At 54.7% G+C, this 22,426-nt stretch carries 17 protein-coding genes; 9 read left to right on the top strand and 8 right to left on the bottom strand.

Annotated features, from left to right (window positions below; translation table 11 throughout):
* Window positions 1–134: 134 nt before the first annotated feature.
* From HXY34_07170 to HXY34_07155, 4 genes are all read left to right on the top strand, one after another.
* Window positions 135–1,373, top strand: coding sequence for an MFS transporter (locus HXY34_07170; GenBank protein NWF95909.1), 1,239 nt, complete (start codon window positions 135–137; stop codon window positions 1,371–1,373).
* 39 nt (window positions 1,374–1,412) lie between these two features.
* Window positions 1,413–2,036, top strand: coding sequence for a DUF4332 domain-containing protein (locus HXY34_07165; protein NWF95908.1), 624 nt, complete (start codon window positions 1,413–1,415; stop codon window positions 2,034–2,036).
* 236 nt (window positions 2,037–2,272) lie between these two features.
* On the top strand, window positions 2,273–3,463 hold the full coding sequence (locus tag HXY34_07160) for an aminotransferase class I/II-fold pyridoxal phosphate-dependent enzyme (protein NWF95907.1): 1,191 nt from the start codon (window positions 2,273–2,275) through the stop codon (window positions 3,461–3,463).
* A gap of 101 nt (window positions 3,464–3,564) precedes the next feature.
* Entirely contained in the window at window positions 3,565–3,801 is a 237-nt protein-coding gene (locus tag HXY34_07155) for a hypothetical protein (protein ID NWF95906.1), read from the top strand.
* A gap of 465 nt (window positions 3,802–4,266) precedes the next feature.
* On the opposite strand, the gene HXY34_07150 is transcribed toward HXY34_07155, so the two are convergent.
* Entirely contained in the window at window positions 4,267–4,848 is a 582-nt protein-coding gene (locus HXY34_07150) for a hypothetical protein (GenBank protein NWF95905.1), read from the bottom strand.
* Between the two features lie 266 nt (window positions 4,849–5,114).
* Here HXY34_07150 and HXY34_07145 point away from each other — a divergent pair, with 266 nt between their 5' ends.
* Window positions 5,115–5,771 (top strand): HAD family hydrolase, encoded by a 657-nt coding sequence (locus tag HXY34_07145; protein NWF95904.1) that lies wholly within the window; start codon window positions 5,115–5,117, stop codon window positions 5,769–5,771.
* On the opposite strand, the gene nadA is transcribed toward HXY34_07145, so the two are convergent.
* Entirely contained in the window at window positions 5,772–6,737 is a 966-nt protein-coding gene (gene nadA, locus HXY34_07140; GenBank protein ID NWF95903.1) for a quinolinate synthase NadA, read from the bottom strand.
* Between the two features lie 180 nt (window positions 6,738–6,917).
* On the opposite strand from nadA, the gene HXY34_07135 reads away from it, so the two are divergent.
* Both HXY34_07135 and HXY34_07130 read left to right on the top strand, forming a co-directional pair.
* Window positions 6,918–8,000 (top strand): NAD(+)/NADH kinase, encoded by a 1,083-nt coding sequence (locus HXY34_07135; GenBank protein ID NWF95902.1) that lies wholly within the window; start codon window positions 6,918–6,920, stop codon window positions 7,998–8,000.
* Window positions 8,001–8,009: 9 nt separating this feature from the next.
* Window positions 8,010–10,142 carry an MBL fold metallo-hydrolase gene (locus HXY34_07130; protein NWF95901.1) on the top strand — a complete coding sequence of 711 codons (2,133 nt, stop codon included), beginning with the start codon at window positions 8,010–8,012 and terminating at the stop codon, window positions 10,140–10,142.
* 1 nt (window position 10,143) lies between these two features.
* Here HXY34_07130 and HXY34_07125 read toward each other — a convergent pair whose 3' ends face one another.
* From HXY34_07125 to HXY34_07110, 4 genes are all read right to left on the bottom strand, one after another.
* Entirely contained in the window at window positions 10,144–12,102 is a 1,959-nt protein-coding gene (locus HXY34_07125) for a GTP-binding protein (protein ID NWF95900.1), read from the bottom strand.
* A 76-nt stretch (window positions 12,103–12,178) separates the two neighbouring features.
* Entirely contained in the window at window positions 12,179–13,882 is a 1,704-nt protein-coding gene (locus tag HXY34_07120) for a hypothetical protein (GenBank protein ID NWF95899.1), read from the bottom strand.
* 70 nt (window positions 13,883–13,952) lie between these two features.
* The gene (locus tag HXY34_07115; protein NWF95898.1) at window positions 13,953–15,182 is read right to left on the bottom strand and encodes a DNA cytosine methyltransferase; all 1,230 of its coding nucleotides are present in this window, start codon (window positions 15,180–15,182) and stop codon (window positions 13,953–13,955) included.
* Between the two features lie 53 nt (window positions 15,183–15,235).
* Entirely contained in the window at window positions 15,236–17,473 is a 2,238-nt protein-coding gene (locus HXY34_07110; protein ID NWF95897.1) for an N-6 DNA methylase, read from the bottom strand.
* A gap of 547 nt (window positions 17,474–18,020) precedes the next feature.
* Here HXY34_07110 and HXY34_07105 point away from each other — a divergent pair.
* On the top strand, window positions 18,021–18,308 hold the full coding sequence (locus tag HXY34_07105; protein ID NWF95896.1) for a hypothetical protein: 288 nt from the start codon (window positions 18,021–18,023) through the stop codon (window positions 18,306–18,308).
* Between the two features lie 8 nt (window positions 18,309–18,316).
* Here HXY34_07105 and HXY34_07100 read toward each other — a convergent pair whose 3' ends face one another.
* Window positions 18,317–19,066 carry a tetratricopeptide repeat protein gene (locus tag HXY34_07100; GenBank protein NWF95895.1) on the bottom strand — a complete coding sequence of 250 codons (750 nt, stop codon included), beginning with the start codon at window positions 19,064–19,066 and terminating at the stop codon, window positions 18,317–18,319.
* Between the two features lie 450 nt (window positions 19,067–19,516).
* Between HXY34_07100 and HXY34_07095 the strand changes: the two genes are divergently transcribed.
* Window positions 19,517–20,950, top strand: a complete 1,434-nt coding sequence (locus HXY34_07095; protein ID NWF95894.1) for a cysteine--tRNA ligase — start codon at window positions 19,517–19,519, stop codon at window positions 20,948–20,950.
* A gap of 48 nt (window positions 20,951–20,998) precedes the next feature.
* Here HXY34_07095 and HXY34_07090 read toward each other — a convergent pair whose 3' ends face one another.
* On the bottom strand, window positions 20,999–22,387 hold the full coding sequence (locus tag HXY34_07090; protein ID NWF95893.1) for a DUF2088 domain-containing protein: 1,389 nt from the start codon (window positions 22,385–22,387) through the stop codon (window positions 20,999–21,001).
* Between the last annotated feature and the right edge of the window lie 39 nt (window positions 22,388–22,426).

Below are 22,426 nucleotides of genomic sequence, written 5' to 3'. Positions count from 1 at the left end.
TTTGTGATGTTCGAGCGTCCAGCGGGCCGGTTTGCAGGATGGCCCCCTAAATGAATGGTACGAGTTCTATCAGACTAATCACCTCCTCCAAGATGTGGAGGCTGTCATTGCTGACCACCCTGATCAGGTTCGTCATGACGATGAGACTGCTTGTGATGCCGCTGTTTGTCCTAGCGATCAACAGTGACGAGGCATTCTATGGCCTTCTCATGGCAACGGCTGGCTACGTCCAGGCACTCTTTCTCCTTCCTGGTGGCACTCTGAGCGACAAGAAAGGAAGAGGACCTGCAATGGCAATCGGAGGTGCCATCAGTGGCGCGGCGTTCTTCATGCTGCCGCATGTTGAGACACCTATCACTGTCTTGACAGTGTTTGCACTCACGGGTGTCGGTGATGGACTTATGATGAATGCTGTTGACGCACTGATTGCAGACCACACGCAGAAGGGGGCGGAGAGAACCAAGTCATATGGTGTTGCAATCGGAGTGGCAACATTTGCTGCAACCATTGGGCCCTTTGTCGGTGGAGCGATACTCGACGAGAACACCCTGCCCTTCCTCGGCAGCCCTCTTGCACGCTTCGCCTTGCTCTTCTATATCATGGGGACATTCAGGCTGCTGAGCGGCATTGGTGGACTGTACACAGAGAGGTGGCTTCGTGCGAAATCCTTTGGTCGCCATGGACTGGCCAACCGTCCCGATTCGCCACACGATGACTCACCCAACACAACTCGGAGTGATGATGCAAGGACTGCATTCCTGTTTGGAGTCGGTCAGCTGCTAATGGGGATAAGCTCAGGTATGGTGATCCCCTATCTGATTCCGTGGATATACGCCGCGTTCCGTCCAGAAGAGTTGGTTCTTGGAGGTCTCTCGTCAGCTGCGAACATCACGCTAGCATCCGGTACGTTGATTGTTGGAATGGTGAGTGAGAGGGCAGGGAAGCTCAAGACCGTGTTCATACTCTATCTGCTGGTGCCCCTCCTTACCGTCGGGATTGTTACTTCTGAAGTGTTTCTTGTGATGGCCGTGTTCTATGTGGTCCGTGAGGCTCTGGCGAACATGACGCGTCCAGCGACAAACTCCCTCTTCATGGAACAGGTCAATGTTGCACGCAGGGGCACGTCATGGGCAGTCACACGCATTATGTGGCACTTTCCCCGTCAGACTGGCACTCTCATCACATCAGTCCTGCTTGGAACTGGCGTGTTCGGTGGCATCGTGGACTTCGGGACCATCGTCTTTCCAATCGCCATGGTGCTGTATCCCTTGTCAGTGATCCCAATGTATGTGGCCGTTAGACTCAACAGCAGAACATTGCAGACCGCGGCAGCCTGTGTTGGTCCGCAACAGGAGCAAGGTTCATTATTGTAGACGACCTACGGCAGACAGGTTATGCGAGGCTAGCGAGACATGACGAGAAATCTGACCATTGCGGTGTTTCTGGCTGCCACGAGTGCGGTAGCTTCATACCTGCCTTCTATGTCAATCTCTGACCTTCCACTCCTGATCGCCACTGCATTGATGCTCGGAGTCATCTGTGAGTCTGGCAAGAAGGGCGCGGGAGAGGTCGTGTCCTCGAAGAAGACTGACACGTCGCTCGAGATGCAAGTGCCGGAAGCCCAAATTCCCGAGGCTGAGCTCGTAGAGCTTCCTATCGAGACCATCGAAGGAGTGGGTGTGACCTACGGGAAGAAGCTGAAGGATGCCGGAATAGTGACTGTGCAAGACCTTCTCGCTTCCAGTCCGGAGGATGTAGCAAAGGTCGCGGGTGTACCTGAAGAGGTGGCGAGTCGCTGGATTGCCACAGGGCGTTTTGCTTGGCTCAAGTCAGTGTCTGAAGAAGACGCCGAGGCCATAGTCTACGGTGGCGGAATGATGGACTTGGAAGAGCTGGCTCAAGCTGACGCGGAGTCGCTTCTCAAGCAGATTCAGGACTGCGTGTCTCTTGGACATGTGAAGATGCCCCAAGGCTACAATATCACGCTCGACAGGGTGAAGAAGTGGATAGCTGAGGCAAAGGACCTACTGTCCTGAGAAGACTCCGACGACTCTCATTGGTGATGACCAGGGGTGCTGAGCTTCAAGGTGTCTGCCCCTGGTTCCTTATGGGACCTCGTGAGCCCTGAAGTCCATCATTCGAGGCGCCAGATATCCACTAGACAGGTTCGAGGTACAGAGCCGGGGCACCTCTTGCCAGCTGATTGTCATCGAAGGCCATAAATAGACCACCAGTCCCGCCCAATCTGTCTACAACCTGTACCTAGGTGGCTATGATGAGAGATCCGATTTCTTGGATGCGTACGGAGTACGAAACCCTGGTAGCACAGAAACTTGACTGGAAGATTCGGGAGCTGCAGGGACCCAGCGTTCCAAGGTCCAAGGTCGATGGGGTCGAAGTCCTCATGCTTTGCAGCAACAACTACCTCAATCTCAGTACCCACCCGAAGCTGAAGGCAGCTGCCATGAAGGCGATTGAGACTCATGGAGTGGGCTCCGGTTCGGTGCGGGCAATTGCAGGGACCATGGACCTGCACCTTGAGCTGGAACGGAGACTTGCCAAGTTCAAGGGTGCCGAGGCATCCATCACATATTCTGCCGGGTTCACAGCCAATGAGGGACTCATCCCGCAGCTGGTTGACCAAGGCGATGCTATTGTGTCTGATGAGCTGAACCATGGCAGCATAATTGACGGAGTCAGGCTCACCAAGGCCACAAGGTACGTCTACAAGCACTGCGATACAGCAGACTTGGAACGAGTATTGAATGAGGTCGAAAAAGAAAAGCCGCGACGCATACTGATCATAACCGATGGTGTCTTCTCAATGGATGGGGATATCGCGCCTTTGGACAAGATAGTGAAAGCCGGTAAGGAGCACGGCGCGATGATCTATGTGGATGACGCTCATGGTGAAGCGGTGTTGGGGAAGGGTGGTCGCGGGATTGTATCCCACTTCAACCTGACCCATAAGGACGTTCACTTTGAGATGGGCACATTCAGCAAGGCCTTCGGGGTCATGGGTGGTCATGTGTCGGGCTCACGAGACATGGTCAACTACGCGCTCAACAAGAGTCGTTCATGGCTGCTAAGCGCATCCCATCCTCCTGCCACAGCAGCGGCATGCATTGCAGCCATCGATGTACTCGAGACCGAGGAGCAGCATGTGAAGACGCTATGGGCCAACAGAGAGTACTTTGTGAAGGGACTGACTCAGATGGGGTATGATATCGGGAGGAGTCAGACTCCCATTGTGCCGGCAATAGTTGGTGACAGTGCGAAGGCTGTGGCACTCAGCGACGGGCTCTACAAGGAAGGAATACTTGCACTTCCCATAGTGTTTCCCATGGTCGCCCGTGACAAGGCTAGAATCAGGAACATAATGAACAGCGGCCTCACAACCAACGACCTTGACATGGCACTCCACGCGTACGAAACCGTCGGTAAGCGTTTGCACATCATCTAGACGCGTTCATGAGATGCTCGGCCTGCTGGTCGGGCATCCCTCTCTCTTCGGCCTCATTGGCTTGCCAAAGCTTATCTTGTCAGACTAGTATAGATTGTACGATGCCCGACGGCGAAAGAGACCACAATCTGAGGACTGTGCTACTCGACGCAGCAAAGAGGAATAAGACTGTCCGGTTCTTCGGTCCGACCGGGGTTGTCCTTGCAGAGGGAATGGTCGCACATGTCGGGGAGAACGTCGTTGCCGTGAAGCAGACAGACGATGCAGAGCCAGACCAGTTCCTGCTCATCTCAGCGATTGTCAAGATTCAGTTCATTCCGGCTCCTCGCACCTTCTAGATGTTGCACCAGTCCCGATGCAGTGACGTCTACCGACTTCGTTGTCAGACTCGTTCTCGAAGCGGACTGCTCCGGTTGGCAGAGTGTCAGAAGACTGTGGTTGTGTTGGTGACTGCTGATAGCAGGAATCTGAAGCACCTGACGAGAGAACAGTGCGAGCGGTCTCTCAGTGCAGTACCATGAGGGTCTCCTTCATTGTGGGAGCGCTGTGGTCCGAAAGAGGAGTCTAGTCCATCTGAGCCTGTGACAGTGGACTCTCTCCTTGATGTCCATCGATTTGGTCATGCGTCTCAGTCTCACCAGCCTCTGTCAGCAGACACTGATACCACACACGACTTGACTTGGCATGGCTGGCCTCTGAGCAGCCATCGTGACCATGACTGGTTCAACAGAGATGTGTGTTCAATGGGCTGCCATGGGGGAGGGTCTCTGCAGCGAGGCTGACGCCACTCAAAGGGCCTGTCTTCAGCTCGACTCTGCAAGAACCACCCTGATGACCGAACTGGCTGTGCGTCCCACTGCTGCGACAACAAGCTGCACAAGTAGAGCAAGTACGAATCCGCCTAGCGAGATGGAGAAGCCGAACCAGCTTAGCGACGTTGCTGCGACGGGGGCGAGCACGTTTTTCCAGAGGAGATAGTAGCTCCACATTCCAATGACCAGGATGAGACCCACTGCAAAACAGTAGATTAGCACCACTGTCTTCACTCGTGGTTTCCTAAGGTCCAGACTACGTACTCCCTCCCATATCACCGCACGGCTTATCCTGCGATTGACTCTCACGAAGAAGCCGATTGTGGCCAGGAAGAAGAACATGGTGACTATAGCTCCGACGAGCAGCAATATGACTGCAAGGTCCATGTCGATTATCTGCACGACACCCGACCGGCTTACCATGTAAGCAACCAACGAGCCTAGCATCATGATGGCTGTTATCACCTCGACGACGAACGTGACTGTGGCAGTCCCTCGAAACAGCGAACCCACATCCATCATCTCTGTGTCATCGCCTGTGACATGAGCATCGCCAGCATCTGTGTCGCTCAACGAGTGTCCTCCTGTTTGAACTGACCGAGAATGACTGTTCCCACGCTGAAAAAGCTTGTTGAGCGATACCACTCACAGCTAGGGCTCGACGTCGTGGTGTTGTAGTGCTCTTCCCCATGTGGCTTCGGTGGCTTGGTATGCTCACTGTCGAGTCATACCTCCACTATCAGACATCTGTTGACCGCTCATTGTTGGTTGGGCAGTAGATATACCGAAACGTCCTAAAAGGACCGGAAACGGTCGGGATGGAAGCGAGGGAAACCCTCATGCCTGATAGGATCAGTTGCAAGGCGATAATCTTTGACTTCGACGGCACTCTAGCGGACAGTATGCCCTTCCTGGAGCGAATCGGAGTGGCGGTCATGATGAAGTACCACGGGGTCACGCATGAGGAGGCCACATGGCGATACAGGACGACTACGGGTCTGCCCTATGAGCAGCAGGTGAAGATCAACTTCCCGGGGCACGAGAAGAATGACATGGCAATCAAGGAGTTCGAGGCACTCAAGATTCAGCGAATCTACGAGCAGTCACTCTTTCCCGACACAGTGAGTGCGCTGATGGAACTCAAAGGTATGGGACTGGACCTCTTCGTGTCGTCGTCCACATTCCAAAGCACTATTACAGAGTACTTCAAGAGACGGTCACTGGGATTCCTCTTTCGAGACATAATGGGCTACAGGCCCGGCTTTGAGAAAGGAGCTCATCACTTCAACTATGTCAAGAACACGTACGGCCTGCAACTGGACCATGTCGTCTTTGTGGGTGACTCGATAAAGGACTATGAGCGCTCACGAGGTTTCTGTCCCTTTGTTGGCATGGTCGGAATGGTCCGAGAAGATGACTTCCGGGCGGCCGGTCATACAGGGCCAGTTGTGCGTCAGCTCTCGGATGTGCCCGGACTTGTGACTGTCCGGGTCTAGCTAGGTCTTGACTGTTCTTCGTGCCTGTCTCATTGCCGGAGTCTGGCCCATTTGTTCAAGCATTGCTCTCACTTTGGGGGCGATGCTTTCGGACACTCTCACAATGTTCTCTGGCGGAAGCTCCTCAAGCACTCTGAGTATCCGTTCAAGAGAGTTCTTCTTCATCTGACGGCAGAGAGCTCCACTGTATGCAGGCAGGATAGTCTTGTCCGGGTGCATGGCTTGCAGCTGTTCGATGAGTCCTATCTCTGTAGCGAGCACAAAGGTCTTTGCAGTGCTCTCAGCCACGGTCTTCACCATCATGCCCGTGGACCCGATCAAGTCCGCCTCCAGTTGCACCTCCGGGGGACACTCGGGATGTGCGATTACCACTGCATCAGGATACTGCTCTCTAGCCAGAAGTATGTGCGCAAGATCGAACTGCTGATGAACGTAGCAGTGACCCCTTGGCTCAATGTCTATCACCTTCACATCTGTGTGCTGCCGTATGTACTCTGCAAGATTCTTGTCTGGACCGAAGAGAATCGTGTCGACTCCAAGGTTCCGAACTGCTTCGACTGCACTGCCAGATGTCACTATGACATCGGCCTCGGCCTTCACATCAGCCGTTGTGTTCACATACACAACAACGGGGACACCTGGGTACTCCTTTCGCTTCTCCCGAATCTTCTCGGGAGTCAACCATGCTGCCATCGGACATAGCGTGTCGACTGAAGGCAAGTACACAGGGATGTCAGGGGACAACACGGCGGCCATCTCTGCCATGAACCGAACTGCCGAGAACACAATCATCTCATAGCCCTGAACATCCTTGCACTTTCGTGCGAGCTGCAAGGAGTCCCCAACAAAGTCGGCAATCCTCTGAATCTCTAGAGGCTGATAGTTGTGCGCCAGGATGAGCGCCTTCCGCTGCTCCTTCAGCCTCAGGATTCGCTTCTGCAGGGAACTGAGCTCGCTGTCCAACATATACATCATCAAGGTGCTTTCACAATTGTTATTTAACCAGTCCGCAAATGGCAACTGTTGACAGTCGGCAGACCATGAGGCAATTCTTGCCATCTGCCCGGCATCTATCTGCCGCAGGTGTGTCAACTGGTTTAAATGCGGTCTCGAGTCATGTTCCTCAAACCCAATGAGGTCCTCAGCTTGAGAGTTGGCATTGCTTCAGGTCAGGCCTCGGCCATGGTTGAGGACGCAACTCAAGTGGCACAGCTGTTGACCGACGCGGGTGTGGAAGTAGAGCTTGAGGAAGGACTTGCTGCTGCAGTAGGCAGTACTGGCACACCTCTCAGAAAGATGTCCGTTGACGTCCTGGCAGTTGTCGGTTCAGACCACACGCTGCTGAACACGCTTCTTCGGCTCGGCAAGAGAAGCTCTCCAGTTCTACCTGTCGCATCTCGGGGCCAACCCGGTTTTCTCTTTGATGTCAGTGCTGCAAGCTTCGAGGAAGCAGTAGAGGACCTTGTAGCAAGGAGATGGAGTATCGAGAGACGAGCAAGGCTCCACATCACCATGGACGGTGCAGAGTCCCCACTCATACTCAACGAGATTGCTATCTTTCCCCGTACTAGTGCAATTCTCATCGGGTATTCTTTGCATCTGGAAGGTGAGCCGTTCTGGAAAGACATGAGCGATGGGCTGATCATCTCCACCCCCACCGGCAGCACAGCCTATGCAATGAGCGTGGGCGGACCTGTTGTCGTATCCCCGGCTCCTGTAATGACAGTGATTGCTGTGAACAGTGCTAATCCAGCAAGAAGGCCTCTCATCGTGCCCGACTCGATGACGCTGGAGGTGAAGGACATCTCCAGCAGGGTGACAGTGGATGTCATCTTCGATGGACAAGTCCGGCGGCCTCTGCGGGGCAAGTCGATTCAGGTGACTCGCTCCACCAACGATGCACTGTTCGTCAAGTTCCCGGAGGAGAGGGTTGCAGCTCTCCACGGAAAGCTGCTCAAGAAGATCGAGGTCTTCGAGAGTGTGGCACAGGATCTGCCACCAAGCGCCAAGCTAGTTCTGAAGGTCCTCGAGTATGGTGAACAGCTCAGTCAGAGGGAGATAATCGAAGAGACCAAGCTGCCAGCCAGAACAGTACGCCACGCTCTCTCGATTCTCATCAGTGAAGGGCTCGTGATGAAGAAGCTGTCACTCAGAGACAGTCGACAGGGCCTGTTCAGACTCACGAACCCACGCAAGAAGGACGAACCGGCACCAGACACAAGGAAGTGACTCCAACAGTTGACACCGCGGTATCCAGTGACTGGCATCAAGACGATGGACGGCTTCTTCGAGTCCATAGAGGCTGACACTGAGAAGCTCAGACAAGGAAAGAGAATCGCCTCTCACTCGGGTCTGTTCGGCGAGTCGCATGAGATAGCGCTCTTCGAGTTGGCCCGGACGAGGACGACAAGCTCACTCCCGTTGCCCATCGCAGCAAAGGTGTCCGCTACGCTTGACTCTTACATGCTCGACTCAGCCGACACATTTGACGAAGGCCTCTACAAAGATGCGCTTGCAATGTGTCTCTATGGACACCTGCTGGGCAACTACACGGATGAGGATTTTAGGTATCTCTACCGGTATTCACTGTGGAAGTCGCAGGTCAGTGAGTCGACAGATGATTGGATGCGAAAAGCGCTCGTGATTCTCTCAGCCGTATGCGGTCCGTCACCCCGAGAGATAATGTCGGAGGTGAGAAGGTGGATTGACTATCTCGGGACCCCACTGTGGCAGCCGGCTCGCTTCGTTGACGTCTGTGCCGCTCTTGGCATCGACATAGGTCCACTGCTTGTAGAAGAAGACTACAGGCTGACTGACACCCTACAGAGGCGGTCAGCCTACCTGTACGAGGCTGCACAGGGCAAGAAGTACTATGATGTGCGATCTGCGACTCGCGAGTGGCTCCCTGAGGTGCTGTCGTCTAGGCTGTTCTCAGAATTCCAAAGGGCTGTGTATGCACAGGCACAGCAACTGGTCTCCGACGCAGATGATGTGAGAGCCGCCTTCCGCAAAGTGAGTGACTACTTCGCTGAATGCGACTTCAGGACGCATCCGGATGACATTCTTCCCGTCAGACTACAGCAGCTGGCGAGGCCTCCTTCTCCGGACATCGTGGACCATGTGGTCTTCGAGATGGTGCCGCAGAAGATGCGGGTGCAGCTGATGCCGTCAATTGTCTATTCCACGCGGACCAAGAAAGTCGAGATCATCCTGCTTGGAGGACAGGAGATAGGGCGCAGTGCAGTCCTGGTGAAGACCAGCTCGGGAGGGATTCTGATGGACTTCGGACTGTCTGTCGCAAATCAGTCGACACCGTTGTGGGAACCAGAAGTGAATCTCATCGACACTGTTCTCGTGACTCATTCACACCTTGACCATGTTGGTGGACTTCCGGTACTCTATGAGGAGTTCACGGGCAAGTGGTGCTCGGTCGCACCCACAGGCGCCGTGGCGATGACGCTTCTTGAGGACGCCCTGAACGTTGGAACACCGCTTCCTCCTCGAAAGAATGACCCGACTGATATGGTGTCGCGCTTCACAAAGGAGAACATTCAGAGAGTTGCGAAGAACCATGTCAACTTGGAAGTGGGAAAGAGCAGCGAAGTCGCCGCAGGCGTTGTGGTCACCCCTATCCAGGCAAGTCACATACCAGGCAGTGTAGCCTATCTGGTGGACATTGAGGGCCTGAAGATTCTCTACACTGGGGACTTCAATCTTGATGACTCTCTCCTATTCCCAGGAGCACAGATGCCAACGGAGAGCGATGTGACAATCTTTGATGGCACTTATTGGGGTCGAGAGGACTTTGACCGGCAGAGGGCCGCAGCACTGTTCGATGATGTGACCCGCAATAATGGCCCTGTCATCATCCCTAGTTTTGCAGTTGGTAGGACCCAGGAGGTGCTGACCATGCTCGAGAAGACCGGCATCACGTCCAGGCGCAACGTCATGGTAGCAGGTATGGCGGAGACGATAACTAAGATGACTGGGTACCAGGGGAGTTGGTCCGGAATGAAGAAGAACAAGACGTGGCTAGACAGGGACGACGTATTGGTCACTGGAGGTGGAATGATGGCGGGAGGGCTTGCAAGACAGTTCTTCAACGAACACAGGGACAACAAGGAGGCTGCAGTTGTCCTGTGCGGGTATCTTGCTCCTCGGACACCCGGCTGGAACCTACTTCATGGCTATGAAAAGCACCAGTGTCGTGTCGAGTATGCCCGGTTGTCAGCTCACTCCTCTTCCACCAGACTGCAAGAGTGGGTCCGTTCATGCACAGGGATCAAGGTCATGGTACACACGCCCGAAAGAACCCCTCCTGATGGTGTGACTGTGCCATCCCAGGGACAGAGAATCACGCTCTCGGTCTGAACTAGGCGACAATCTCAAGGACTCCCTGCAACACAAGCTTCGTGGCCACGAAGCGCATCGCTGGCAGACTGAGACTGACTTTCTTCACCACATCCTCAAGCGTGGTCCTGCCGTCACAGAGGTCGACAAACTTGACAATCACATCGCCGTAGGTCTTTCTTAGATCGTCATCCACCTCTCCAACCTTCTTGGGGATACTCTTCGGATTCAGTTCGACCTTGAAGTCAACCCATCCGAACCGGGCAAGTATCTGGAGGCTGCCAATCACGGTCGACCGGGGTAGGTCTAGCTTGCTGACAAGCGTTCCGACCGTGGTGTTCTGTTCGATGGCCTTCAAGACAGTGACCAACGCTCGTCCCACCTCTCTGCTGTTGAAGGGCAGAGGCTGTCCCACCTCGCGAGCACGAACCGTGTAGTCGTCACTGATGGCTCGGAGTGGAAATCGTTCGACAATTGCGAACACTGCGCCCTCAAATGCGTCAGTGCTGCCATCCCAAGAGTCCCATGAGTCGGCATAGGCGCGTTCTATGTCAAGCAGTGCTGAGGCCATGGTCCGCCTACGTGCGTCCTCGTCAGTGTCATTGGTGACTGTCAGTGCCATGACGAAGTGCTTCGACTTCTCCACCATCACAAGGTTGCCCTCGTGTTCGATGGTCTCAAGAGCGTCTGTCTTGTCTGCTGTTTCTGATTCCGCATCTATACCACCGAATGAGTCGAGTGCAGACACCAGTCCGGCGATTGGACTGCCGCTGGACAACTCCTCGGCGTACGGAAGCTCAAGCACGGTTTCGAATGCCTCCTCTCTTCTCACCATCAGGGTCAGCTGTAACAGCTTCGACGGACCGCGTGTGTCCGACACCTTCTTGGCTTCATCACTCGGACCAGACTCTGCCTCTGCAACCGTGGGCGCCGACCCGGTTGTCTCTGTTGGCGGCCCAACAGCGTGCGATTCCGGTGGGAGGTCTTCGGTGGGGGCTTCATATGGCACATGCTCAAGTCCAGTCTGGGCGGACTTGGGCCTTGGTCCGCTTGTGTCGATAGCGTCCGGCATGTCGCGAGCATCAGTCTTCCTGTGGACCGTGATCATCTCGCTCAATGGCATATCTGGCAGCTGTACTCCGACTGTCTTTGCAGCAACCTCAAGCATGAGCCGTATGAACTCCTCGCGTCGTGCCTTGTCTGTCGCGACCATTGGAAAGGTTGGGGCCCCCAACAGGCGCTGTATCTTGTCAGCCTTCATTGACTCGGGCAGGTCCTGCTTATTTGCAATTATGAACAGGGGTACCGCAGGCGCCTCCTTCCGTATGTTGCGGAGGAGTGTCTTTGTCGCCATGACATTCCTAAAGCTCGAGTCAGTGATCAGGAATATGACGTCAGTGCCCTGGAAATAGAACGCCCAGAGGTCCTGGAAGACCGCCTGTCCCGCGAAGTCCCACATTGTCACCATGAATGTGCCAAACTGGATTGTCTCGGAGGAGTCGACTGCAACGTTTATGGTGGGGACATAGCCACCAGGCGCGGGCTCTCGACCGAACAGAAGCCTCAAGAGTGTGCTCTTTCCGACACCACCACTTCCCACAAAGCTCACTTTGAACCTTGTGAAGATGAGTTCTCCGAGGAGCTCGTCCAGGTTGTCGCGGATGTAGCTTATGGTGTTGCCTCGGAGTGCAACGGAGATTCTTGATGCGCCCTCTCTGACCTTGTGCCTGATTACTCTGTCCTCGTCTCTGCCGTCCGTGACAAAGAGAAGAAGCATCTCATCGTCGACTGGTCCATGGAAGACCTTGTGCTTGCCGACGAAGATGGGAGTGTCGCTTGCCAGTCCTTGTGTGCTCATCAGGTCACGATAGCCTGCTAGGAACTCGGCTATGTGCTGTTCTGTGAAGTCAATCTTCCAGAATCGGACCCGAGTGATGACGCTTCCATCCACCTTGTCAATGAGAAGGACGTTGTGTATCATTCGATGATGGCCCCCGTCACACTTGTGAGGGCGTCGTGGTCTTGTTCGCGACTGAGTAGTGATTCTCGTTCGAATATCAACTTAGTCCGTCAGTACTGCTCGTGGATTCAAGACTCACTGAGCCTCTCTTGTAGAGCTCCGAGAAGACATGCAGAAGCACGTCGGTTGACACTCCTGTCATTGCGCCAATCTCCTCTATTGTGAGCATCCCGTCAGCGAGGCTCACAATCTCGTTGAGCTCAGAGTAGGTTTTGAGTAGATCCTCACTTGGAGGACTAATCATCCGTGGCACATCTGTTGCTTCTAGGTCCAGTCTGAATCCGATAGCAGACAGCGATTTCAGGAATTGGAGCGCACCCAATGTCATCTGAGGCCCCGCCTGCTCTTGCACGTACCTAGACAACTTGGACTGGTTATCAATGCTGTCCCAAACTGCCTCGAGGAAGTCTGCTACCATCGCCGACTCAAACCTCTCCCAGTCTGGCGCCTTTATCTTGTAGGGCACATGCCTGTCACAGAGCTGCTCACCGGGCAGAGTCGCGAGTAGCTTGAGCGTGAAGGCTGGTGAGGAATATGGGTCGTCAGGGCGCGATACAACTTCAGGGCGCTCGTCCAAGTACAGTTCGGGAAGAAATGAGAATCTCTCGCGCAGTTGCTCGACATTGTACTGACTGCCCGTGACCAGCGTGAAGATCAGGTTCTCTCGTTCGATGAGCACATAGTCCAAGTCGCCTGCTCTGAACACCGAGGTCTTGTGGTCCCCGTCGCTCTCGACAGTAAACATCGATATGGCGGCAACGACATTGGGTGCCCTCTCCAGGACGACCGACTTGTGCTCGTAGTAGTAAGAGAAGACCGGTTCGCCATTTGTCCTGTCCACGACGAAGAATGCCTGATGACCCAAGGGCTTTGAAGGGACCTGATCACGAGTCACGTACTGATTGATTGCTTCGTCGAACACCCATTGGTCTTTTGCCTCGTCCAGCTCCATATCCATCTGTCCAGAGGCGGCAAGCGTGGAGAAGAACAGGTCCGAAGCCACCGTCGGTACCGCATCGACGAAACCGATAGCGTTGGATTCAGCAATCTCCTCTGTGAAGTCGAGGTCTTCTTCTGAAGCTGGCAGCGCAACAATGTGGGCTTGGGAGTTGTCATGAATGACACTTGCCACACTCGCATAGTACTCTGCTGAAAGACCAGAGTCCACCACAATGGCAAGGATGTTGACGTCATTCAGGTGCACGGGCCAGAGCCCTGTGGCCAAGTCCTCGGTGTTGCATCGGGCCGCCTCGACCAGGAGGGGACCAATGGAGATTGGTTTCGTGAAAGGACTCATCTCATCCGAGCAGTTCGCGAAGACCTGTTCGACTGCTGCTATGGTGGTGTTGTGATGCAACGGATCCGACTGCGCGACAAAGCACACCTTCAGGCTCTTCTGCAGATGACGTCGAGCCGCCAGTACAAAGTCGGAACGAATCTCACCCCGTTGGCGAATGGGCAGGGTCCTCTGTAGCTCATTGCACAGCGATGTCAGCCTCTCAAGATCGAGAGGACTCACATGGTTTGAGTCACACACTGCGACCAACACACTAGTGTCGGTAGTGCGACAGATATAGCAGGTCTTCTGATGGAGGCTGACTGGGACCACGGAGTTGACTGCGTCTACGCCTGCCAGCTCATAATACCTGCCCAGAATCTCTTCGAGCAGGTCCTCACTCACCGTAGTGGTCGTGAACTTGAGCGAGGCCAAGGTCTTTGGTCCCCGCACGTCCAAGAGCATGACGGTCCCTATCAGATTAGACTCACCTCATCGGGAGCATGGTAAAAGGGCAGAATTGGCTAATAAAATGTCAGGTGTTAACACGTGACAGACGGTCCAAGAAGCTGCCAGAGTCAAGCGTTCCTCTGCTATACCGTTGATAGTCGGTCCGTGTCCACTCGGGTCTATATGTCATCACTTGGTCTCCGCCACCAGATGGTATCGCGGGTAGGTCTCCTATCGCTGCCTCCACCGTGATGGGCGCACTTTCAGCGTGACTGGCTGACCGACTCCCCGATCTGCGAGTCCGCGCATACTCCGGCAGAATGGTCCGTGGAGCTTCTGGTCTCTCACCGTCACGGCTGGCAACCAAGAAGACTCGCCTTCTACGTTGCGGCACACCATACTGTTCCGCCTTGAGCACCATCGTCTCAGTCTCATATCCCAGCTCATTCAGTCGACCTGTCAAGTCAGCAATTGTGTCGCCTCCTCTGAAGGACCGCAGACCAAGGACGTTCTCGATGAGCACGGCCTCAGGCTGCAGCTCTCTCACAAGGTCGGTCATTGAGAACACAAGGGAGTTGCGCGGGTCAGTCTTGTCCATCCTTCCAGCTGTGGAGAAGCCTTGGCATGGAGGGCCACCGGCCAGCAGGCCAAGTGTACGGCCTCGGAGAACGGACTCGATGTCCTCCACGATGCTTGGCAGACACAGACTACTGACAGCGACCTCTCTGACAAGTGCGTCGGGGTGATTGAGTCTGAAGGTCGAACACATGTGCCGTTCTCTGTCAAAGGCGGCTACAACTGAATGGCCCGCCATCTTCAAGCCTTGAGACAGGCCTCCCGCGCCGCAGAACATGTCCACAACGCGGCTCTTGTGGACGCAACGGCCGAGAGCATAGGCGAGAAGCGGCGGCACGGCATTGCCAATCTGTCTGTAGACGGATGAGCGAGGGCCGACGAATCTGAATGAGTCGGGGAATGACTGGAGACGTGCTGCCTCCCGAAGGGAGATCATCCGGTCTTGCACAGGATGCACGAACGAACCATTGCCGGGCCTGTGAAAGAACGTGTTTACCGTCGGACTGGGAGCATCTCTCCTGAGTCTACCATAGTAAGTGGTCCTGCCTCCGGATGCACGAATACGCATTATCCGAACCGACTTGCTCGCCACCTCCAGCGGGATGTCTTGCCAATTGCCTCCTTCAGGAATGCTCCGGATTATCTCCATGTCCAGTCTGCTGAGAGTCGGTGCAATGTGGTCATAGAGTGTCGACTTGCCAAACGACTCCTGAGCAGCAGCATCGAGAAGTGTGGTCAAATCGCTCTAACCTGTGACCTACGCAGGCTCTGACTCGCAGAAAACTTTTGGTGTCAGGACCTGGTATTAACGATGACCTGCTCTGTCTCGTATTCATCAGCCCCTACAGAATGCAGAATGTACCTCGCGTCTGTTGCGTCGAGGCCGTGGAGTCGGAACACAGCAGCATCGAGTTCGGCAAGTGAGTCGAACCGACCTGAGGAGGCTCGTTCTGCGGCTCTTATCACCAACCGAATCCACCCATCGGTGTCCCGTCCCGCTGTCATGGCGTCAAACACTCGCATGGTTTTCAACTCATGATTCGATACATGGTTGTTTGTGCTTGTAAGCGAGAACCGCCAATTGAGGAGTGTGGAGTTCAGGAGACCCAGCATGAAGTACTCAAGGCCCGGGAGTGCAGCATCAACATAGACATAGTTGCACGAGTTTGCCAGTACATGTCGCGGAGGCACTGGTGCGAACTTGAGTCGCCATCTCTGAGCTCTGTTTGACACCTGTTGACATGCCAGTCTGGTGGACAAGACATGGTGAGTTCGTGATGACTTGCGTCTGACGGTGGCAAGTCGTTCGAGACTGACGAACTCCGACATGTAATCCACATCCAGTGTGAAGCGGCGGATTCTTGCCCCACGGACAAGAGGACAGAGGGTCCGGTCGGTTGTTATGAGTGTGCGGTCGAGTGTAAGGTCAAGTTCACCACGTCTGACTGTTAGCCAAGGCAGAGCGTCCAGTGCAGGAAACGACTGCATCACTCTAAGGACTCGTAGGTCTTGATGCGACAATGGACATATGGGTAGGTCATGACCCAACACACTTCGGACCTCTGCAATTGAGACTGGAATTCGTTGAATGTCTGTGACCGCGGGCAAGGCCATCAGTGGTGGTGAGACGGACGCGGTCTCTGTGCTTCCCCCCTTTGTCACTGTCAGAATGGCCACAGACTGAGTGACTCTTGGGAATAGGCGCGCACCTTCCGGAAAGATATCAACGGTCTCCAACCGGTTGGATTCGATGAGGTGGGAGCGCAGCAGCCGCGCTGACCGGTCTCCAAGAATGGTTGACGGGACGACGGCACCGAGTCTACCACCATCTCTAAGGAAGGACAGCGCCCGTTCAACAAAGAGTCTGTGGCTGTCGATGGTGCTGGTAGCGGAGAACTCATAGTCGGTGCATTGCCTGAAGTATGCTGCGCGCTCTCGCATCCGCTGTCTTGCCGCCTCGAACGCGTCCAGTCTTATGCTCCGCTCACCGTAGGAGAGCCTCTCACGCATGTACTCCAGCAGGTTCGGTCGAATCCTGTCAAATGGCGGATTCATCACAACGAAGTCGAACCCTCTGTCTGAACCTGCAAGTACCTCTGGAAACGCCGCCAACCAATCAAAGGGCCTCGGTTTCTCAGGGTCGCTGATGGAGATGTGGTCGCCAGTCCGACAACTGCCTGACATGGATACGAGTGCATCGCCGGTCTTCAGGCTTCTTCTGATGCTTCTCGATGGTCTCTCAGCCACGGTACCGGCAAGGAGACTCAGTCCAAAGTCGGCAATCTCCAGAGCCGAAGTGTCGATGTCGACACCATAGAGGTTCTCTGCCACTGATGGGATGAGCGAGTCTTGAAGCCCAGCCTCCAGTCTATGGGCAATAGCACATAGTGACGCGAAGAGAAAGACACCGGGACCGCATGCTGGGTCCAACACACTGACCGACTTCACAAGTCTTCTGAATTCCTCTGTGTCCCCAGCGTACTGTCTCTTCAGTGCGTCCAGGGGAGGTCCTAGCGTCAGCTCGGCGATGTATCTAGCTACAGGCCATGGCGTGTAGTACATCCCGAGAAGGTGTCTTGACGAGGCCTTTCTATCAAGGGGAAGGAAGAAGTGACTTCCGATGGAGTGAACCTGGCTCATGGAGTCCAAGAAGTCTAATCCAGAGAAGGAGTGCGGAACACATGGTGGAATACCGAGCTCAAGTATGTGCCTTGCTCGTCCTAGCACTGCGTCTCGAGAAACCCCTACTCTCTCGGCGTGATATGAGAGATGGGAGAAAGGACGCGTCTTGTCGAAGAGATCGACTGGGTCACTCCCGACAGCTTGGCCCGCCAGCCACGTTAGTGCGGCTATTCTCGCAGCGTCCATCCCCGTCCTGAGAGCGAGCACATCTGAAAGGTTGTCTATCATAGCTGCTGACTGGGTATGTCGGATAGCAAACAGTGCGAGCTGGGCAGGTGACAGTCGGGTCTCGGTGTTCAATAATGCAACTCCTCTCTTGAGCACGAATGTGTGAGTCAGGTCCGGCATTTCACCTCGAGTGTTACTCACCCATTTCGAGAGAGCAATCCACTTAGGTCAAGCATCTGTCCCCATGGAATATCAACTGAACGGTTTCACTCGAGTTTCATCTGAAGACGCGTCCTGACACGATTGTCTTCTCAGCAAGAGGACTACTCGCACAGAAACAGGTGACAATAGGATGTGGAGCCCGCCAGGGGAATTGCACCCCTGTAGAACAGATCTGCAGTCTGTCGCGTAAGCTACTCCGCCAGACGGGCCTGTGTTTCTCCCGGCTGCTTGCCGTTACACTCACACTAGAACCACACATTAAAAGCATGTCGGCAAGAGTTGCTCCGAATCCACATTGCATCTGCCAGCCAGTCCCACCGCCTCTGAACAACAGTGGTGAGATAGCTCAATCTCGCCTCTTCCCGCACAGTATGTGCAGCAGGCAGTCATAGGTCACTGGCCCATTTCGAAGGTCATCTATGTCTCATGAGGCAGGCAAGAGCTCACGACGATGCGCTGGGTTTTTCAATGCAACATTGTCAGGGACTCAGGAGGCGGCTTCAGATTGAGAGTGAAAGCGGTTCTACGGGACACGGACGTGCTGGCAAAGCAGCCAGGTTCTGCAGAGAGGATACTAGCGTCAGCAGAGAAGAACCTCGACAGAGTTGTCAACCTGAACAGCCTGCTGAAAGTGATGGGTCTCCCTGAAGAGGGACGAATCGCAATGCTTCAGGCACTTGCAAAGTCAGGTCTGCACATCTGGCTCGGCGCGGAGGGTGGTCAAGACCTCGTCTTCATTACCCGGGATGCACTGCCTGATGAGATACGTGTCTCCGGTTACCAGTGGCAATAGGCTCATGGTCACTTGCTTAGGACCAGTCCTGTCACACGGGCTACCTCGGTCTTGAACCCACGTGGCAGTCGGACCTTGTTCCATTTGCTCCATCGCTCAAGGTCTTCAGCCTCCCCCAGAAGGCGTCTGGCCTCCTCCTCCAGTTCCTGTCTGACCGCAGGGTCTGGTGGGGCATGTTCGACAGCAGACTTGACTTCTCCTAATACACGAAGCTGCTCCAGGAGGTTTGAGGCTGCCATTTCAAGCGCGGTCTCTTTGTCATCCTCGTCATCGAGAGCCTCCTGGCAGTCTTCGGAACACTCCATGAGGACATGCCTGAGTGCGTCGTATGCATGATAATCGGTCGAGTAGATCATGGCGTGCCTGCGGGCAGACTCGAGCGCCTCATCCTTCCTGTCCTCGGAGACAAGAAGCTGACACAGCTCGTCCATGACTTCGTGACTGTCGGGGTGTTTCTCCATGAAACTCCTGTACAGAGTCTCAGCCTCCTTGGTCCTGAGACTGTTGTCAAGTAGACGCCCAAGTGCAATCAGGGTCGCCGTGTCGTCGGGGTGTTGTGAGAGCAGTTGTCGCAGCGTGCGCTCCGCGTCTCTGTCCCGACCCAGCTTGACCAAGATGAGGGCGTATCTGAGACCCAGCTCATGGTCAGAAGCGAGTGATGCCACGTTGTTTCGCAGCAGTGCCTCCGCCTTGTGGTACTGCTCCTCCCGTTCGAGCACATCAACTTGGGCAAGGATACTCCGTTTGTCTTGACTCAACCGAATTGACCCCCAAGGAGCCTCTCGAATGACCTGTGTTTCGGTTCATCAATCTAGGTGGTATTTCTAGGTTCTCATGCGGTGCTGAAAGAGGCCCGGACCCCGCAGGGGGGCAGCAGGCTGAGACGGTCAGAGTCCGCCCACCCACACGCCGTTGCACACATTGTGACCGTGAGCACGGTTGAACTGCTGGTCTACAGTGATGCGGCCACTGGCGAAGTGCGTGTGAGTCACGGATGGTGTAGAGGGGCCAGCCGTTCCCGGTGAGGCACACTCGCACGGCAGTACAGCACATTGTGACAGCTTCATGGTTCGCAGACATAGACGCCGTGACTGACAGTCTTCTTCCGAATGCAGACGGTGTGATTTTCGAGCCGGACTTTCGGGCAAGTATTGCAAACGCCTTTTTATGTTGATTCGACCGCCATCCTGCCGGGTCCACCTAGCATGATCAGAGTCTACAACACATTGAGTCGGACAAAGGAGGATTTCGAACCACTTGACGGGAATAGGGTACGCATCTATGTCTGTGGTCCTACTGTGTACGACTATCCGCACATAGGGAACGCACGTTCGTTCGTGGCATTCGACACCGTACGCAGGTACCTAGAGTTTCGCGGCTACAGAGTGGACTACCTTGTGAACCTCACAGATGTCGACGACAAGATGATCAGGCGGGCAAACGAGGAGGGCGTTTCACTTGGAGAGCTTGCTGCGAGATTCATAGCCGAGTACTTTGCAGTCGCAGCTCAGCTCAACCTCAAGCCGGCCACCCTCAACCCGCGTGCGACCGAGCACATCGAGGAGATGATTGCCATGATTCAGAGAATCATAGATGCGGGAAAGGCCTATGTGGTCGATGGAAACGTCTACTTTGATGTGAGTGAGTCGCCCACGTACGGCACGCTCTCAAAGACATCTCTTGAAGACCTGGAGGCAGGCGCCCGAGTCGAAGTTGAGGAGAAGAAGTCTGACCCGAAGGACTTTGCTCTGTGGAAGGCGGAAAAGCCTGGAGAGCCCTCGTGGGACAGCCCATGGGGAAGGGGCCGACCGGGCTGGCATATCGAGTGCTCAGTGATGGGTGCAAAGTACCTCGGAGTACCGTTTGACATCCATGGTGGCGGTCAAGACCTCATCTTCCCGCACCATGAGAATGAGCTGGCCCAGACCTCAGCTGCCTATGGGGTGGGGACCCCGGTCAAGTACTGGTTGCACAATGCGTTCCTCACCATCAACTCAGAGAAGATGTCCAAGTCTCTTGGGAACTTCATGACAGCCAGAGAGGTGCTGGACAACTTCGACCACCAGGCAGTCCGGTACTTCCTCGTGTCTGCACATTACAGACAACCTCTCGACTACAACACCGGGGCTCTGAAGCAGGCCGTGCAGACACTTGAGCGGATTCGAAATGCTGCGGAGACAATCAAGAGCCGGTTGACCATTGTTGAAAGGGGTGACGTCAAGCCCTCGTCATCAGACAAGGCTCTTGCTGAGTCCATCAGGAGACTGAGAGAGGGATTTGTACGTGAGATGGACGACGACTTCAACACACCAGGTGCTCTGGCAGAGGTGTTCACATTCATCAAGTCTGTCAACACGCACGCGCCGAAGGCGGGGAGGGCAGCCATATTGCGAGAGGCCCTTGCCGTCTTCACCGAGCTTCTTGGTGTGCTCGGTATCAGGCTGGATGCACAAGAGACCAGCGTCATCACGTCCAAATCATCTGAGGTGCTCAAGGGTGCTGTGGAGCTGTTGCTTGAACTGAGAGAGGTCAGCAGGAAGAACAAAGACTACGCAACTGCTGACCGAATCCGGACCAGGCTGGGTGAGCTGGGTGTCTCGGTGGTCGACACCAAGGACGGACCCACCTGGAAGATTGAGTAGACCATTGGACACAAAGAGGACTGAGAGGAGGACTTGCCTCCTCTCCTCTTACTTCCTGGGCTTGTGGACCTGAATCAACAGTCCAGAGTCAGGTAGCACATAGATGACCGGGTCGGTGTTGTCAGGATGCTCCCGCTTCCACCTCTCGATAAGGTCTCTGAGTGCCTGTCTGACGTCCGCAGGGCTCGCAGGGTTTATCGCTTCCATCCGATAGACGTCACGCATCACATCCGGCTTCAGCATGGTCACGACCTTTATGTCGCCTTCTCTCACATCCAATAGAATCCTGAAGAGGTCTGGCGGCTTCTGGTTCCCAATCTTGAATGTCTTCTCGGAGCAGTACGTCTGAATGACGTACTTGAGCGCCTCCTTGACAGACTTGCCCTTTACCGCAAGCATCGCCTCTTCGTAGGCGGCACTGCCTATCCCCTCTTCACATGGGGCGAGTAAGACTATCCATCCCTTCTGGTCGTGCCTGACCGCGTTCCATGCCGCGTGTACGCCCTTTCCGGCCTGATAGAGGTTGATGCCCAGCTCCCCTACTGATACGAAGACGATATCGGCAGGTGTGTCAACATCAGCCACGCGCAGTTTTCGAAGCGGTGCAGAGGCAGCCTTGTGGCACTCGATGATGTCTCCTGCCTGTACATAGACTATCTCACCGTGGTCGATGATTGTGTCGATGCAGAAGATCGTCAGGTGCTTCTGCATTATCTGCACTATCTCAATCATGTCCTGTATGACGGGGTTGTCAGCAGTGTTGCCAAGTCTGCAACCATCAACAAAGCCCTTCTCGAGGTCAAACATACGTGGATGGTTGATTCGGATGGTCTCTCTGCCAGCCACACCGGGACAGAACAGCTTCACAGTCCCTGCCTGCCCGGCAAAGTAGTGATACTCGCTGTCGCTGAGTGCAATGACCAGACAGGAGTCAAGGACCTGCTCGTCAATCAGTATAGGCGTGCCGCGAGATGTCTTTCCCATCGCTCTGTTGCCCGAATCGCTGTCATGCGTAAGCACTTGGTCCTTCCATTCGCCATACAGCTCTCGCAGGACCTTCTTCTCGATGGCCTCCGGCTTCACTCGACCGTGAGACCCGCTCGCTATCATTATGCGGATGTCGTCCTTGCTCACACCCAGAGACATCATCCGTTTCGTCAAAAGAGGCAGAATGGCCCTGGTGTGTATGTTGGGTCTCGTGTTGTCATCAACAAGGATGACTATCTTCTTGCCTTTCGTGTACTTCTCTCTGAGAATCTGATCGAATGGCTTGGAGCCAACTGGTCTGGCAAGCACCTCATCCAGTTTCTTTGCAAAGTCCTTGAAGTCCGGCTTGTACTCCTTGACCTTTAGCACTTTGACTCGCTTCATTGACTTTGGAATGAACTCGTCTACGACCGTACTGCCATAGTTCAGTGGCGTTCTGTGATAGGACATTTGATTCCCCACTAGTGCTCTTGCAGCAGGATATGTAAC

The sequence above is a fragment of the Candidatus Thorarchaeota archaeon genome, from assembly GCA_013388835.1.
In the GTDB taxonomy this organism is placed as follows: Archaea; Asgardarchaeota; Thorarchaeia; order Thorarchaeales; family Thorarchaeaceae; genus JACAEL01.
The sequence above is the reverse complement of the archived record's forward strand: the minus strand, read 5'-3'. Positions and strand labels throughout refer to the sequence as shown.